Below are 15,888 nucleotides of genomic sequence, written 5' to 3'. Positions count from 1 at the left end.
ACCAACGGCGATAACAGGTCGCCGAAACGAAGGAGAAGCCATGGACAACAACGCATACGAGTGGCGCAAGAGCACGTTCAGCGAAAGCTTCGGCGAATGCGTCGAGGTCGCCATGGCGGACAACGGGGTCGTGGTGCGCGATTCCAAGAACCCGGCGGGACCGGTTCTGTGGTTCACCAGGATGGAGTGGGTGGCGTTCTTGTACGGGGTGCTGGCGGGCGAGTTCGGCCTGAGCTAGTCCGCGGACGGCGCCGGGACTGCCTGGCCGACGCGAGTCGCCAGGTAGTCCCGCGCCCGGTCACCGAACAAGGCCATGCGGCACAGCAACGACCAGCGTTCGCGGTAGGCCACGACGTCGGCGTCGTCCTCCAGGACCAGCGGGCCGTGCACCATTTCCACCGTCACGAAACCACCTTCTTCGTCGTCATAGATGACAAATGAGTGTGAATAGGTTGTCACCGCCTCCTGGTCATGCGGGATGACACCGAGTGACACGTTGTCCAGCGTGCTGATGGAGGCGAGACGATGCCATTGGGCGCGCAGGTCTTCCTGCCTGCCCGGGCGCCAGCGCAGTGCTGCTTCCGTGATGAGGAAATCAAACCGCTTGCCGCCTCGGTAGATCGCCAACTGCCTGTCCATCCGCGCCGCGATCGCCGCGGCCAGCGCTTCGTCGTCGTAGTGGGCCGACGGCAACGAGAACACCCGGCGCGCGTAGTCCGCCGTCTGCAGCAGACCCGGCACGACGGACGGCTGGTACGTCGCCACCCGCGTCGCGGCGACTTCGCGCTGCCGGATCTCATCCTGCAGGTGCGCTCGGCCCGCGAGCGCGGTGTGCCACGACCGACCCTCCCGGAAAGCGCGGTCGACCAACTCGACCAGCCCGCGCACTCCCTCGGGAGTCACCCCCACCGCCGTGCCCCAAGCCTCGACCTCCGGCACCGTGGGCAGGCTCACCGCCGACTCGATCCGGGACACCTTCGACTGGCTGATGCCGATCCGCTTGCCGAGTTCACGACCGGAGAGCCCGGACCGCGACCGCAGGCGTTTCAACTCCTCCGCTACCAGATGGCGCGCTGACCCGCGTTCGAGCGCTGAGATGTGCCGCCCCCTAACGCGTAGAACCCGGTGATTCACAGTGATTCACGAGTACCCAGACTGAACCAGGAGCGTGATCGCGTGTCAACCGACCGAGACTGGTCTGATCGAGTGAAGTCGTTTCCACGGCGCGGTTTCCGCGCATCCACGGGCGAGTCGGCCGCCCTGGCGAGCACCGAGGTCGACCGGGACGGAGCCTTGCTATCTTCGGCCAATGCGGGGAACTGGCGCGGGTACGCCGAAGCGGGGCAGCACCTCGGTCGGATGCCCGCAGTGATCATCGTGGCGGGGTTCGCGCTGGCGGGCTGCCTCCTGCTGGTACTGGCCGTCGCGCGGCGGGTGTTGTGGGGACCCCCGCTCCGGTCGGCGTTGGCGGCACACGACGTCGCGCCCCGTTGGGCGCGGGGGGCTGCCGCGGCGGCGTTGATCGAGGTCGCGCAGGTGGTACTCGGCGTCGCCGGTGCCGCGGCGGTGTTCGGCGCCCCGATCCCCGGGGCGCTGACCGCCGTCGGGCTGCTCTACGTCGTGTTCGCCGGATACCTCACAGTCCTGTTGAACACCAAGGGTTCCGTCGTCTGCGGCTGCCTCGGCAGAGGGGAACGGGTCGGCGCGCCCGCGATCGCGCGCGCGGGGATCTTCGCCGCGATGAGCTTCGCCGCGCGGTCCACACCGGACTCGACGATCGTCGCGCTGATCGGTGTGGTGATCGCCTGCGGTGCCGTGTTCGCCGTCAACCTGCTCTCCGGCTAGCACGGGTCCAGGAAGTCCACCCCCGGCCCGACGGAACGGTTCCACGACTCCTGGGTCAGCACCCCCTTGGTATTGGGGCAGATCCGGTCGAACGCGTGACCCACGTCCCTGTCCCACAACCGCACCGTCTGGTCCGCGCCGGACGCGAGCCACCGGCCGTCCGGGCTGAGCGCGACCGCGGCGACGCTGAGCACGTTGCCCCCGAGTGGTAGGCCGTAGGGCGACGGGTCGTCCGCGTTCCACAGGCGGACGGTCATGTCGGTGCTCCCCGAGGCCAGGAAGCGGCCGTCCGGGCTGAAGGCGATGGAGTTGACCTGTCCGGTGTGGTTGGTCTGCGGGGCTCCCCGCGGACGGGGGTGCGCGGGATCGGTGAAGTCCCAGAAGCGGATCGAGCGGTCCTTGCCGCTCGACGCCAGGGTGCGGCCGTCCGGGCTGAACGCGACGTCGGTGACCTCGTCCGTGTGTCCCACCACCGGTCCCCCGAGCGCTGCCGGGCGCGCCGGGTCGGCGACGTCCCACACCCGGATCGTCGAGTCCTTGGCGCCCGCGACGAGCAGGCGGCCGTCCGGGCTGAAGGCCACCGCGTTGACGTAGTTGCGCTGCACGTCGATCGGCGACCCGAGCGCGACCGCGTGGGCCGGGTCGGCGACGTCCCACAGCTGGATGTGCTCACGCCCCGACGCCAGGACCCGGCCGTTCGGGCTGAACGCCAGCGCGCACACCCGGGAGCCGTGGCCCAGCAGCGGCCCGAGCGCCTTCGGCCGGGTCGGCTCGGACACGTCCCACAGCCGCACCGACTCGTCGCCGCCGGAGGTGGCCAGCAGGGTGCCGCCGAAGGCGATCCCGCAGACCTCCTCGGTGTGCCCCTTGAGTTCCACGGCCGGACGGCCGCGGTCGGCCACGTCCCACAACCGGACGACCGGCCCCACGGTCCCCGTCGCCAGCCACCGCCCGTCGGGGCTGAACGCCATGGCGCTCATCGAGTTCGAGACCCCGTTGGTGGCCCCGGTGACCCACGGTGACGGCATGTCCCACACCCGCACCCCGTCGACGCCCCCGCTCACCACGGTCCGGGAGTCGCGGGCGAACGCCACCGAGTCGACCCACGTGTTCGCGTGCCCCGGCGCGTACGCCAGCGGCGTGACGGCCGACGGCACGGCCACGCTCCAGAGGCGCACCACCGCGTCCGCGCCACCCGTCACGAGCGCGCGCCCGTCCGGGCTGATGGCCATCGACACCACGCCGCGGAAGTGCCCGGGCAGCGGCTGCCCCAACGGCTTGCCGCGCGCCGGGTCGGTGAGGTCCCACAACCGCACCACCTGGCTGTCCCCGCCGCTGACCAGGTAGCGGTCGTTCGGGCCGAACGCCAACGCGTAGACCGTCTCCGCGCCGCCCAGCGGTGTCCCCAGCGGCGTCGGGTTCCGCGGGTCCGCCAGGTCCCACAACCGGATCTGACCCTGCACGGCCGCCGCGAGCAGCCGCCCGCCGGAGCCGAACGCGACCGCGTTCACGTCCCCCGACTCCTCCGCGACCGGGTCGACCAGCAGCACGGGCAGTTCCGGGTTGCTGACGTCCCACAACCGCACCAGCGCGGCGCGCTCGGTGCCCTGGGGGTGCACGGCCGCGGTGACCAGCATCCGCCCGTCCGGGCTGAACCGCATGGTGGTGATCCGCTCCACGGTGGCCGGGGTGACCCGCCCGAACTCCTGCGGGGCGGCGGGTCCCGGGGCGCCCAGCGCGCGCGGGCGGGTCGGGTCCGAGACGTCGTAGAACCGGATCGCGTAGCTGGTGCCGTACTTGCCACCGATGGCCAGGACCTTGCCGTCCGGGCGGAACGCGAGCGTGGTGCGGCCGAACTCCAGGCCGCGCAGGGGGGAGCCGACCGGACGCGGTTTGTGGGGGTCGGAAAGGTCCCAGAGGCGCACGCTGTCGTCGTCGGTGGCGGCGGCCATCAGCCCGGTACCGGGGTGCACGGCGACCGCGCCGGTGAACTTCACCTCCGGCGCCAGCGGCGCCGACAGGGGGAAGTAGCCCGCCGCGTTGATCAGCCGGGTCTCGGTGTCCGGTCCGGGTTTCATCCGGTGGGCCACCAGGTCGAGCCGCGCGGCCAGTGCCGTGTCGACCTTCTCGGCGTCGCCCACCGCGGTCACGACCTGCCCGTACCGCAGCAGGTCCCGCTGCTCCTCGGCCTCGGCCGCCTTGTCGTAGGCGGTGACCGCGCCGATGGACGCGACGACCGCCAGCACCGCCAGCAGCGCCATGACGGTGGTCCGGACGCGGGTGGTGCGCCGCCGGGAGCGCCTGGACGCGAGGAGGAAATCCCGTGCCAGGGGGCTCAGCTCGTCCGGCTCGGCCGTCGCGGCCCAGGTGACGGCGTTGTCCAGCAGGCTGCCGCGGTGCAGCATGGCCGAGTCGCGGTCGTGCTCGACCCACGCCGTCGCCGCCTCCTCGACGCCTTGGCGGGTGAGCCGGGCCGCGCGGTCACCGTCGATCCACCGGCGCAGGCAGGGCCAGTGCCGCAGCAGCGCCTCGTGGGTGATCTCCAGGGTCTCCTGGTGGTGGGTCAGCAGCCGGGCCTGGGTGAACGCGTCGACGACCTGGGCCACCGCGGCCGGGTCCGCGAGGGCGGCCAGTTCCGTGTGCGGGACCCGTCGACGGGTCTCCTCGCGGTCGCCGATGCGCACGAGTCGCAGCAACAGCGACCGCGTCAACCGCTGTTCCGCCTCGGTGAGGCTCTCGTAGACCTCGTCGGCGGTCCGGGCGATGGCGTGCTGGATGCCGCCGGTGATCTCGTAGGACCGCACGGTCAGGCGGGTGCCGTACCGGTGCTGCCAGCTGGCCCGCAGGGCGTGGCCCAGCAGCGGCAGCCGACCGGCCTCGTAGCGGTCGTCGGTCGCGCCGAGGTCGCGCAGCAGCACCTCGACGACGCCCTCGTCGACGATCATCCCCACCGACCGGGCCGGGAAGAGGATGGCGGCGCGCAGTTCGTCCACGGACATGGGACCGACGACCAGCGGCGCGTCCTGCAGCGCCGCGCGCAACGCCGGGTGGTCGGCGCAGTCGGCGTAGAAGTCGGCCCGGATCCCCAGCACCACCAGGCCGATCGGCGGCTGGGACAGTTCGGCGAGCAGGTCGGTGTACGCGCGGCGCTCGTCCTCGTCGGCGCAGAGGGTGAACAGCTCCTCGAACTGGTCGACGACCACCACGACCCGGTCGCCGTCGGGCACCACCTCGCGCAGCGCGGCAACGCACTCGGACGGGTCGGTGACGGTGGCACCGGTCATCTGGGCCAGCGCGGCGGTGAGCGTGGCCAGCGGGGTGGCGGTGGGGGTGCAGACCAGCGTCCGCCAGTGGTCCGAGCCCGCCAGCGCGCCCCGAGCCAGCCGCGCCACCAGCCCGGCGCGCAGCAGCGAGGACTTCCCCGCGCCGGACGGCGCGACCACGACCTGCGGGCCACCGTCGGCGCACCGCCGGTCGAGGCGGCGCACCAGGTCGGCGACCAGCCGGTCGCGGCCGAAGAACCACTCGGCCTGCTCCGGCCCGAACGGCGCCAGCCCCGGGTAGGGGCAGTCGCGGGTGATGGCGCCGGGGAGGACGCGGCGCAGCTCGTGCACGCCGTCGGTGAAGTGCAGGTGCTGGTCGCCGCCGACGGTGGTGAGGCTGCCCGCCAGGATCGCCTGCCCCACCACCGTGCCGCTCAGCTCGTTGCGCACTCCAGCGCCGTCCCCGGCCCGGTCAGTCGGTCCAGCCCGGCCCGCCTGATCGGTCCCGTCCCCGCTCGATCCATCCCCGTCCACCACGCGCGCGCCCCCGCCCGATCGCCTGTGCTTCCAGGGTAGGCAGTCACGACCCGAGAGACCGCCGCCCCTTCAGGGGAACGAACAACGACCCTTTCGGGTCACGTGGCACCGACGGTCAGCAAAGTCATCCCGAACGGCGTCGGTCGGTGCCGGGCGGTACCGCCCGCCCGGTCCGTGGTGATCAGGCCCGAGTTGCGCAGCACCGTCGCGTGCTGGCTCGCGCCCGCCAGCGAGATGCCGACCTCCTTGGCCAGTTCGGTCGTGGTCAGCTCGGGTCTGCCGCAGATGGCCTCCAGCACGGCCGCGCGGGTGCGGCCCAGCAGCGCCGTCGTCGACCGCGCGCCGCCGACGCCGGTCGACCAGCTCGGGTTGCGCTCGACCGGGTACACCAGCACGGGTTGGCGCGCCGGGTCGAGCAGGGTGATCGGCGCCTGCCAGCAGAACATCGACGGCACGAGCAGCAACCCGCGCCCGCCGAGGTGCAGTTCCTGCTCCACCGGGTAGGCCACCTCCAGCACCGGCGAGCGCCACCGCACCGACGGGTGCAGGGTCGCCAGCAGGCGTTCGACGCCGCCGCGCAGCACGTCCTCGCCGCGGCGCAGCCGGTCGGCCCGCACCTGGCTGGAGATCGCGGACCAGTGCGGTTCCAGCGCGACGGTGTGGTACCGGCGCAGCGCGGCGCCCAGTTCCTTGAGCGTGTCCACGTCGCCGCGGGCCAGCGACGACGCCCACGGGGGCAGCCGCTGCTCGCAGGCCAGCAGCGTCAGGTCGGTGCAGAGCGCCGACTTCGGCGTGGTCAGCAGCGCGTCGACGGCCGCGGCCAACTCGGTCGCGCCCGTGCACGGGGTGAGGAAGTCCGGCGAGTACCCGCGCGGCGGGGTCAACGCCATCAGCATCCGCACCGACTGGTCCAGCCTGCCCCGCACCCGCGAGCGCCAGGCCCCGAACACCACCTCGCCCATCGTGCCCTGCAGCACGTGCAGGCTCAGCAGCGTTTCCCACAGCAGATCCGGCGCGTCCGCGACCCGCACCCTGGCCAGGTCGTCGGAGTCGAAGTGTATTCGCAGCATCGGTTTCGTTCCCCCCAGTTCCCGCGTCGGCACGCGGTCGGCATGGAGAGAACGCGCCAGACCCCGGCGTACCGTGGGTATGGCTGAAACCGCCTGGTAGATCGGGTGCGGGAGACGGAATGCGGCAAGCCCCGACGGCGAACGGTGTTCCTCCGACCACCGCGGCGGCGATAACCCGCGCGACAGCGGGTGATCAGGCCCGCGATACTCGCGGGCGTGGCGGAGGTCGAGGTCGTCGTGGCCCAGCGCGAGCGCGCGACCCTGCGCGTCGGCGACGTGTTCCTGAAGGCGTCGCGGCCCGAGCCTCGACGAGATCGCGGCCCACCTCGACGAGGGGTGCGCGTGGCTCGTCGCGAACGACGTGCTCCCCGCCGACCTGGTCGCGCGCAACCGCCGAATCGCCGACGCCGCGCTGCGCCCGTGGACGCCGGTGTTCACCCACGGCGACCTCCAGCTCGCCCACGTGTTCGTCGACGGCGACGAGGTCACCGGCGTGCTCGACTGGTCCGAGGCGCGCCAAGGCGATCCGCTGTTCGACCTGGCCTCCTTGACCTCGGGGCACCGGGAACACCTCGATGACGTCATCGAGGGCTACGGCACCGACGTCGACCTGGACGTGATCAGCGGGTGGCGGTCCGCGCGCTGCCAGCTCGGCGTCCGCTGGCTGCTCGAGCACGGCTTCGACCCGGCCGCGCCGGGCTGCGAGGTCGACGTGCTGAGATCCCAGGTGTGACAACGCACGGATTAGTCCTGTGTGGACTCACGCCGAAGCCGCTCCGCCCGTCCACCACCAACCGCCGCGACGGTCAGCTCACGGGTGCGCGCAGGGCGGCGAGCGCGTCTTCGAACAGCACGTAGAGCTGTTCGCGGTGGGCGGGGAGCCCGCCGATGCGGATGCGGAGCATGAAGCCGTCGAGAACGATGGTGGCGAAGTCGGCGAGGGCGGCGGCGGGGATGTCGGTGCGGAACCGGCCTTCGCGGACCCCGGCGGCGATGCCCTCATCGATGGCGGCCGCCAGCTCCGCGCCCCGCGTCTCCCACTTCTCCCGGAACTCGGGGTCCGACCAGACGCGGCGGCCGAGTTCGAGGTAGCTGCCGGAGAGTTCCTGGCCGACTTCGGCGAAGGTCTCCACCACCGCGCGCAGGCCGCCCGACAACCACAGCCGGGCGATCCGGGCGGTGTCCTGCTCCGCCAAGGCCACGAACAGGTCCAGCTTGCTCGGGAAGTAGTTGAAGATCGCCCCGCTCGACAGGCCGATCTCGGACTCCAGCACGCGCACGGTGGTGCCCTCGTACCCGTGGCGGGCGAAGCAGCGGCGGGCGCCGTCGAGGACCTGGACGCGCCGGGCCTCGGCGTACTCGGGGGTCGTGCGGGGCATGCGAACAGCCTATCCGAGCGATCAGCTATCTAAAACGAGCGCTCGTGTTATTTTGGCTCGGTGTCGACCCCCGGATTGCGCCCCCTGCTCACCGCCGAGGTCGTGGCCACCACCGGCGCCGAGCTGGCGCTGGTGGCGCTGCCGTGGCTGGTGCTGACCTCGACCGGCTCCCCCGCGCGGATGAGCTGGGTGCTGGCTGCCCAGGTCCTGCCGATCGCCCTGCTCGGCGTGGTCAGCGGCGGGTGGGCGGCCCGGGTCGGCCCGCGCCGCTGGATGATCGGCGCCGACCTGAGCCGCGCCGGGCTCGTCACCGCGATCGCCACCCTGCACTCGCTGGACCTGCTCGCCTTCCCCGTCCTGCTGGCCCTCGTCTTCGCGATCGGCGTCGGCACGGCGCCCTACCTGGCCGCGCAGCAGACGATCGTCGCCGACCTGATCGGCACCGACGAGATCGCCCTGGGCCGCGCCACCTCCCTGCTCCAGGGCGCCGTCCGCACCGCGCTGCTGGCCGGTCCCCCGCTGGCGGCGGCGCTGATCACCCTGTTCGGCACCCCGTCCGTGCTCTACCTGGCCGCCGCGGCCCACCTGACCACCGCCGCGATCCTCTGGCGCCGCGTCCCCGCCCCGGTGCCGCGCCCGACGGCACCCACCAAACCCGCCGACGGCTGGCGCTGCCTGCGCGCGGATCGGCTGCTGCTCTGCTGGACCGCGGCCACCGTGCTCACCGAAATGGCCTGGCAGACCCTGTTCGTCGGCATCCCCGTCCTCGCCGCGACCCGCTTCGGCGGCGACGTCACCGTGGTGGGCGCGGCGCTGAGCGCCTTCGGCGGCGGCGCGCTGGTCGGCAGCCTGGCCGCCACCCGCGCCGTCCGCCGCTACCCGCTGATCCCGCTGACGACCACGGGCAAACTGGCGCAGGCCCTCCTCTTCGGCGTACTCCTCATCGACCTGACACCCACCCTGCTCATCGCGTGCCTCGGCGTGGCGGGCGTGTTCAACGGCCTCACCAACGGCCCGGCGGGAGCCGTGCAACTCACCCGCGTCCCACCCGGCCTCCGCACGCACACCCTGTCCCTGATCTCCGCGATCATCCTGGTCGGCGGCATGCTCGGCCTCGTCGCGGGCGGCGTCGCGTACGCGGCGCTCGGCGACCGCACGACGATCGTCGGCATGGTCGCGCTACAACTGCTCGGCGGTGCCCTGTTCGTCCTCGGCAGCCGATCGGGCCGGCGCGGAGTGCCGCCTGCCGTAGGCGACGAAGTACACCACCAGCCCGATCGCGAACCAGACGACGAACCGCAGCCAGGTCTCGACCTGGAGGAACGTGATCAGCCACCGCGAGAACACCACACCCACGATCGGCACCACCGGCATCCCCGGGGTCCGGGAGGTGCGCGGCAGGTCGGGCCGCTTGTACCGCAACACGACCACCGCCACGCACACCACGACGAACGCCAGCAGGATGCCGATGTCGGTCAGCTCGGCCGCCTCCCCGATCGGCAGGAACCCGACGATCACCGCCGCCGCGCCACCCAGCAACAAGGTGATCCGCAGCCGTGCTCATCGCGTCGTAGCCGAACGCCGCGAAGAACACCGTGGCGGCATCGGTGAACACGCCGGACACCCCGAACGGGAAGAACGGGTCGTAGTTGCCCGCGTCGATGTGGAAGACACCGACCACGATCACCAACAGCACCACCGCGACCTTGAGGTAGACCAGAACCGTCTCGAACCGCGCGGCGTTCTTCATGCCCTGGTTGAGCACGAACGCGATCAGCAGGCACAGCAGCGCGGCGAACAGGTTCACCACGTAGCTGCCCGGCGCCCTCATCGGCGCCCTCGGTACCGGGCGCCCCGAGCATCCACGGTGCACACCGAGCAGGTCCAACAATTCGGTGATGACCATCCCAACACGGAGTGCCACACTCCGAGTCTGAAACTGACATGGGTTGTTGACAGTCTGGCGCGACATGATCCCGTCGCCCCGCTCTACACGCCCTTGACAGTCATCGACTATCTCCCACGTGGTGGCAGCCTCGCAGAACCGGCAGCCTTCGCTTCATCTCGCAGCCGGTTCGCGTGACCGGCGAGTCGAGAGACTGGATCCGTCCCGGGCGGCCGCGGTCAGCGCGACTCTTCCGACAGGGCAGCCAACGCCGCCGCCTTCACCCGGCGGAGGTACCCCGCCGGGTCGGCGTCATAGCTGTCGCAAGCCGTGCGCCAGGCCGCGAACGCCTGCTGGACATCCGTCCGCGTATGCGCGGGTAGCCCGCCACCACCGTGCCGGACGGTTGTACGGGCGTCGTCGACCCACACCAGGTCGAACCCGTGCAAGTGCTGCAAGCCCGAGTTGGTCATCGGATCCTCCACGCCTGAATCGCCCTCCACCCACGGCGCGGCCCACCGGTGGGCTTCGTCGCGGCTGATGGTGCCGTCCAGCACGCCCTGCCATACTTGCGCGACCGCGGACCGGGTCGCCTCCATGGGTGTGTTCATTCCCACGCCCTCTCGGTTCGGTGACGTTCAGCTCTACAGGCAGGAAAGCGGCCGAGTTCAAGCCGAGTCAGGTTGTGGTCGCGCCGTGCGTTCAAGATGTTCTCAATCAGCTCTGGGCAGTCGCGACAGCCAGGCCACATCGCCTATGTTCGGATCACGTCCTAGGTCACGCCACATCGCCATCGCGATGTCAATCGACGCCACGGGCTCGGGCCATGGCTCGAACAGTCCGGTTTTGCCACTGAGATCGCCCAGTACCACATTGCTGTCCAGTAAGGCGATCAGCATGGCGCGGGTGATCCCCTGGATCTGATCGTCATCGGCCGAAGGCAACACCGCGCGGAGGTTCTTGGGCAGCTTCCACAGCTCGACGTGATCGTCCTCGAGTTCTCGACTGATGTCCACGACCACGGACATCACCGCTATCAACTCCGACTCGATCATGGGTTGAACTTCACCTTCTCGATGGGCAGGCCCGCGATATTCACATCAATGGTAGCCGCGGAGTTCGGACTCCGTGACATGACCCAGCGGAGTTGAACGATTCCACCATCGTCCAGTTTGACTCAAATGAAATCGTCGTTCTGGGCCACCCCGGTACCGTTTCGGGCCAACTGCTGGAACATCGCCTCGGCTTCGGCCATGCCGCCCTTGACCTCACGGATCGACGCCATGCTCCCGGCCTGGCCGATCAGCTCGCCACCAGGTCGGTCGATGTCATCGACGGTCGAGGCCGCCCACCACGCGCCGCCATGGACTCGCCCTCGGCACCCTCGTCGACCTTGCCCGCGGCCTCATCAACCGCCCTGCGGCCTTGCCCGCGCCTTCAAGACCTTCCACCTCAGCAACTCACCCACATCCGGGCCGAAGGCGCCGATCGCGCCGGAGCCGCCCACCGTCGATGAACTTCTGACAGGCGGGCGGCTCTGACGAACCGGCGTGGCACGGACTACCAGGCGCTCGGCTTCATCGAGATGTCACCAAGGCTCAAGGTCCTCAGGCGCGAAGGCCCCCTGGTAGCGGGTACGTCCGTCCTCATCGGCGACTTCGATCTCGTATCCGAGACCCGGAGCTTCGTAGATTTGCACGACCACACCACGGGCGCCCGCGTCGAGGCCATGCTCTGGCGAGGACGTCTTGATGCGAACCACATCAAGCTGTCTGAACATGATGATCACTTCACAAACAAGGTATTCGAGGTCGTCGGACCTCCGTTGGCGGGCACCATCCATCCAGTGACCACCCTACCGTTGCCCTTCGGACCGACCACAGGAATCTCTACGGTGCACCGAGAGCCGTATTGATCCGCCTTACCTGCGACTGCGGGGTTCTCGAGCACTCCGCGCTTCAACTGGTTCATGAGGTCGTCGGCGTTCGAGAGGTTGAAGCCAAGGGCACTCTCGAACACTCTGGCCTTATTCCCACCGACCGGGTGATCGGGGTTGAGCGCATACTCAGTGAGTTTACGAGAGTCGATGGTCGCCGACTCCGCTCCCTTTACTCGATCGGAGTGCAGCTTGACCGCAGGAACATTATCGGCCTTGATCGTGTCCTCGGCGACCACTTCGCTGGCTTCGAGTACCTTCTTGCCGCCCTCGCCCAGCAGCTTGCCCACACCTGGGAGGAAGGCCGCTCCAGCCGCCGCACAACTGATGGCCCCGGGATCGTCGACACAGTCGGCGACGTCGAAGATCGGGGTGGTCCAGTCGAGGATCACCCTGGGGATGCCTGCCCACGAAGCGACGACGTCCTTCATGGTGGTGGGCGGGATCGGGGTCTCGAAGCAGCGGCGTTGGACTTAGCTTTTCTGGCGGAGGCGGGGCACTTCGAGCTGAGTTTCGTGCACTCCTGGAGCAGTTTGGCGACTTCCGCTTGCCACCTTACCTGATATTTTCGCAGCCTTCTGCCATCGGTTCTGCTGTTTGACCGCGAGCAACCTGGCCGCGTCCTGGGCGGTGAGCGGTATGTTGCCATTGGCCTCGTAGAGGATGTTGTCGGCGCCGTACTTGTCGGATGGGCAACCGCAATCGACGAAGAGAGGACGGGTCGGCGTAGGTGACCGGGTTGTTGTTGGCGTAGGTGTAGCCCTGCATCTGCTGCGGGTTCGACGTGTCGAGCACCGGGTCCACCGAGACGAACCGGCCGGTGGTCGAGTCGTACTCCCGGGCACCCAGGTGGGTGAGGTGAAGGAGTCGGTTGCGGTGGGCTGGCCGGTCTTCGTGGTGCTGACCTGGGTCAGGCTGTTCCGTCGCGGTTGCCCGGCGGCGGGCTAGGTGTAGGTGCGGGTGGTGTCGCCTCCCGTGGCGTGCAGGACCTCGGAGGTGCGGCTGCCGAGACAGCATCGTAGGAGTAGGAGTGCCAGTACGGTGCGGGCCCACGGAGCGTCATACTCCGAGTGGGGATGGATCCCGCGTTTGCGTGTTGGAGAAGTATCCGCTGATGCCGATGGCCACGACCGGCACGATCACGGTGTACTCCAACAGCAGGTCCCACCCGATGAACCAGCCGACGATCTCGCTGAGCACCGCGTAGCCGTAGGTGTAGGCCGACCCTGCCCGTGCCCGGGGGATCAGGCCCGCGAACTCGGCGTAGGAGAATGCGGCGGCGGCGCTGGCGATCCCCGCGATCAGGAACGACAGCACCACCGCGGGCCCGGCGGTCTTGTCGGCGACCGTGCCGGCCAGCGAGAACACCCCCACGCCGATGATGCCGCTCACCCTGATCGCGGTGAGTTGCTACAGCCCCAGCGACCTGGTCAGCCCGCCACCGGGCTCGCCCTCGATCCGGTCGATCGGCTTGCGCCGGAACACACCCGACCCGCTACCGAACGACCCGCCACAGAACCGGCCCGCCATCGTCGCCCCCGTCCACCGCGACCATGGTCGGGACCGCGGTAAGGCGCCCGGCGCGCGCCCGCTCGTTCACTCGGTGTCCGAGCGCAGGGCGTCCAGCACGGGTAACCGGCTCGCTCGCCAGGCTGGCCACGCTGCTGCGACCACGCCGATGATGGCGGTGAGCACTACGAACAACCCGAGCGTCGGCCAAGGGATCGCCAGCGCGACGCTGTCCTGTCCCCAGACGGCGGAGGAGCCGATCAGCACCCCGGCGGGCAACCCCACAACGGCGGCGAGGAGCGCGACCACGACGGACTCCCACCGGAACGCCGCGCGAACGTGGGCGCGGGTCATACCGATGGCGCGGAGCAACCCGACCTCCCTGGTTCGCTCCACTGTGGACATTGTCATGGTGGTGGCCACCGCCAGCGCGCCGATGAGCACGGCGGCGCCGAGCAGCGCGTAGAGGATCCCGAGGAACCGCCGGTACGGCTCGGCCGCGGCCTCGCGGTACTCGGTGCGGGTGTGCACCCGTACCGTCGGGTTGTCCAGCGCGGCCCGGATCCGGTCGCGGACGGCGTCGGCCTGGCCCGGATCGGCGCGGACGAGGATCGAGGCGGGCGGCTGTCCGTCGGGATCACTCGCGACCAACGCGTCGTGCCCGAACCCGGCGGGCAGGTCCACGATCGCGGCCACGGTGTACGTGGAAACCCGTGTACCAACAGCCCACTGGCGTCGCGTCGCGGTCTCGGTGGTGACGGCGATGGCGTGGTCGAGACTGCCTAACACCCCGGCGCGCACGGTGACGGGAACGAACTGGGGCAGGCTCACCGGGTCGACCACCGCGGCGTCGAGCGCCCGCCCACCCCCGAGGTCCAGGTGGGCGTTCCCGACCGGCGACACCAGCCGGACCCCGGGCACCGCCGCGACCCGGGCAGCCGTGTCGGGTGCCAGGGCAGCGAAGTCGACCGGGGTGATCCTGAGGTCGGCGGTGTCCCCGGTGTCGGCGGCCCGCTCCGCCTCGGCGGCGAGCGAGGCCAGCGGGACGGTGGCGGCGGCGCAGATGGCCAAGCCGACCATCAGCGCGTTGGCCGTGGCCGCGGTCCGTCGTGGGACCCGGCGGGCGTTCTCCACCGCCAGCGTCGCCCGTGGCCCGGCGAGCCGGGTCAGCGGACGCCGGATGAGCGCGGTGAGGCGCAGACCGAGCCACGGGGTGAGCGCGATGAGGCCGAGCATGAGCAGCGGCGCGCCAAGGTAGATCAGCTCCCAGGTCTGGGGCGTGGCACAGATCGCGGCAAGACCGGCGGCCGTGCTGATGGCGCCCACAACGGACCTGCGGTTGAGACTCCGCTGGTCGACCGGCAGCCCGGTGCGGAGTGCGGCGATCGGCGGGATGGCGGCGGCGCGACGCGCGGGCAGGTAGGCGGCCACGACCGTGACACCGAGCCCCACGCACAGGGCCACGAGAATCGGCGTCAGAGCCAGGGCTTGCAGCGGCGGTCCGTCGGAGAAGAGATTCCCCAGGAGCGCGGCTCCCCCGATGCCGACGACATAGCCGGGAACCGTGGCGATGACCCCGAGCACCGCGGCCTCGGCCAGCACCCGCCGCAAGACCGCGCGCCGGGACGCGCCGATCGCCCGGAGAAGGGCGTTCTCCCGTGCGCGCGCGGTGGAGAGCATGGTGAACGTGTTGGCGATGAGGAAGCACGCCACGAACAGCGCGATGGCGGCGAACCCGAGGAGGATCTCGGTGATCTTCTCCGCGTCGGCCTGCGCGGACGCGGCGAGTTCCGTCCCGGACACGGCACCGAACTCATCCGGCAACACCTCCTTGACCGCGGCCAGGAGCGCGCTTTCCGAGGTCCCCGCAGCGGCCACGAGGTCGACCTCGGTGTAGGCGTCCGGCGCCGCCGCGAAGTCCTTCCGCGCGGTCGCGGTGTCGAGGACGATGAGCGACCGCGACGCGGCGGTGGTCCCCGAGACCCGAACATCGCGGACAACCCCGTTGACCACGATCCGCACGCGGTCACCAACGGAGTACCCGGCCTTGTCATCGAGCACGACCTCGTTGGCGCCCTGGGGAGCCTGCCCGGCGTCGAGGGTGTGTCGGGACGGCAGGTAGTTGGTCGCCGCCGCCCGGTCGGTACCGCCCTCGCGGTCGACCAGGAACGCCCAACCCCGCGCGATCGGCCGCACACCAGCGACCCCGGGCACCTGCGCCAACCTGCGCACCAACGCCGAGTCGAGTGGAGTTTCGGTCCGATCGGGACCGACCTCGACGGACACGTCCGCCAGCGCCGCGTCCCGTTCGGCCATCGCGCGAACGGCCTCCCCGTACACCAGGGCGGACACGACGAACGCCACCCCGAGCACGATCCCGATGGCGGGCAACACATACCGCGCCTTGGCCGCCACCACGGCCCTTACCGCGTACCTCATCATCACTCCCCCGCCTGACAACGCG

Annotated in this window: 12 protein-coding genes and 4 pseudogenes; 4 read left to right on the top strand and 12 right to left on the bottom strand. The window is 70.6% G+C overall.

The annotated features are described in order from the left end of the window. The first annotated feature begins 40 nt into the window (after positions 1–40). The gene (locus tag CLV40_RS01660) at positions 41–238 is read left to right on the top strand and encodes a DUF397 domain-containing protein (RefSeq protein WP_104476155.1); all 198 of its coding nucleotides are present in this window, start codon (positions 41–43) and stop codon (positions 236–238) included. On the opposite strand, the gene CLV40_RS01655 is transcribed toward CLV40_RS01660, so the two are convergent. Then, positions 235–1,050 carry a helix-turn-helix domain-containing protein gene (locus CLV40_RS01655; RefSeq protein ID WP_219823875.1) on the bottom strand — a complete coding sequence of 272 codons (816 nt, stop codon included), beginning with the start codon at positions 1,048–1,050 and terminating at the stop codon, positions 235–237. The two genes, CLV40_RS01660 and CLV40_RS01655, sit on opposite strands and share 4 nt — an antisense overlap. A 309-nt stretch (positions 1,051–1,359) precedes the next feature. Between CLV40_RS01655 and CLV40_RS01650 the strand changes: the two genes are divergently transcribed. After that, positions 1,360–1,845 (top strand): MauE/DoxX family redox-associated membrane protein, encoded by a 486-nt coding sequence (locus tag CLV40_RS01650; protein WP_146107888.1) that lies wholly within the window; start codon positions 1,360–1,362, stop codon positions 1,843–1,845. Here the strand turns inward: CLV40_RS01650 and CLV40_RS01645 are convergent. Beyond that, the gene (locus CLV40_RS01645) at positions 1,842–5,558 is read right to left on the bottom strand and encodes a WD40 repeat domain-containing protein (protein WP_104476151.1); all 3,717 of its coding nucleotides are present in this window, start codon (positions 5,556–5,558) and stop codon (positions 1,842–1,844) included. The two genes, CLV40_RS01650 and CLV40_RS01645, sit on opposite strands and share 4 nt — an antisense overlap. A 185-nt stretch (positions 5,559–5,743) precedes the next feature. Next, positions 5,744–6,715: a winged helix-turn-helix domain-containing protein gene (locus CLV40_RS01640; RefSeq protein ID WP_104476149.1), complete on the bottom strand. Its 972-nt coding sequence runs from the start codon at positions 6,713–6,715 to the stop codon at positions 5,744–5,746. A gap of 313 nt (positions 6,716–7,028) precedes the next feature. Between CLV40_RS01640 and CLV40_RS01635 the strand changes: the two genes are divergently transcribed. Next, positions 7,029–7,448: a phosphotransferase gene (locus CLV40_RS01635; protein WP_104476147.1), complete on the top strand. Its 420-nt coding sequence runs from the start codon at positions 7,029–7,031 to the stop codon at positions 7,446–7,448. A gap of 73 nt (positions 7,449–7,521) precedes the next feature. Here CLV40_RS01635 and CLV40_RS01630 read toward each other — a convergent pair whose 3' ends face one another. After that, the gene (locus CLV40_RS01630) at positions 7,522–8,094 is read right to left on the bottom strand and encodes a TetR/AcrR family transcriptional regulator (protein ID WP_104476145.1); all 573 of its coding nucleotides are present in this window, start codon (positions 8,092–8,094) and stop codon (positions 7,522–7,524) included. A 60-nt stretch (positions 8,095–8,154) separates the two neighbouring features. On the opposite strand from CLV40_RS01630, the pseudogene CLV40_RS01625 reads away from it, so the two are divergent. After that, a pseudogene (locus tag CLV40_RS01625) lies at positions 8,155–9,276 on the top strand (MFS transporter); the annotation flags it as partial. Here the strand turns inward: CLV40_RS01625 and CLV40_RS38730 are convergent. From CLV40_RS38730 to CLV40_RS01595, 8 genes and pseudogenes are all read right to left on the bottom strand, one after another. Next, positions 9,274–9,959 (bottom strand): annotated as a pseudogene (locus CLV40_RS38730) (amino acid permease C-terminal domain-containing protein); the annotation flags it as partial. The pseudogenes CLV40_RS01625 and CLV40_RS38730 sit on opposite strands and share 3 nt — an antisense overlap. A gap of 259 nt (positions 9,960–10,218) precedes the next feature. Continuing rightward, positions 10,219–10,590, bottom strand: a complete 372-nt coding sequence (locus CLV40_RS01620) for a hypothetical protein (protein ID WP_146107887.1) — start codon at positions 10,588–10,590, stop codon at positions 10,219–10,221. 102 nt (positions 10,591–10,692) lie between these two features. Further along, positions 10,693–11,034, bottom strand: coding sequence for a hypothetical protein (locus CLV40_RS01615; RefSeq protein WP_104476139.1), 342 nt, complete (start codon positions 11,032–11,034; stop codon positions 10,693–10,695). 533 nt (positions 11,035–11,567) lie between these two features. Then, positions 11,568–11,759, bottom strand: coding sequence for a DUF4926 domain-containing protein (locus CLV40_RS01610; RefSeq protein ID WP_245931005.1), 192 nt, complete (start codon positions 11,757–11,759; stop codon positions 11,568–11,570). Between the two features lie 5 nt (positions 11,760–11,764). After that, on the bottom strand, positions 11,765–12,346 hold the full coding sequence (locus CLV40_RS36985) for a DUF6883 domain-containing protein (protein ID WP_146107886.1): 582 nt from the start codon (positions 12,344–12,346) through the stop codon (positions 11,765–11,767). A 277-nt stretch (positions 12,347–12,623) separates the two neighbouring features. Beyond that, a pseudogene (locus tag CLV40_RS40680) lies at positions 12,624–12,773 on the bottom strand (RHS repeat-associated core domain-containing protein); the annotation flags it as partial. Positions 12,774–13,013: 240 nt separating this feature from the next. Continuing rightward, positions 13,014–13,445: pseudogene (locus tag CLV40_RS01600) on the bottom strand (amino acid permease); the annotation flags it as partial. 66 nt (positions 13,446–13,511) lie between these two features. Next, positions 13,512–15,863 carry an ABC transporter permease gene (locus CLV40_RS01595; RefSeq protein ID WP_181043264.1) on the bottom strand — a complete coding sequence of 784 codons (2,352 nt, stop codon included), beginning with the start codon at positions 15,861–15,863 and terminating at the stop codon, positions 13,512–13,514. Between the last annotated feature and the right edge of the window lie 25 nt (positions 15,864–15,888).

Origin of the sequence: Actinokineospora auranticolor (assembly GCF_002934265.1) — a bacterium.
Classification (GTDB): Bacteria; Actinomycetota; Actinomycetes; order Mycobacteriales; family Pseudonocardiaceae; genus Actinokineospora; species Actinokineospora auranticolor.
This window is presented reverse-complemented; position numbering and strand designations above follow the sequence as displayed.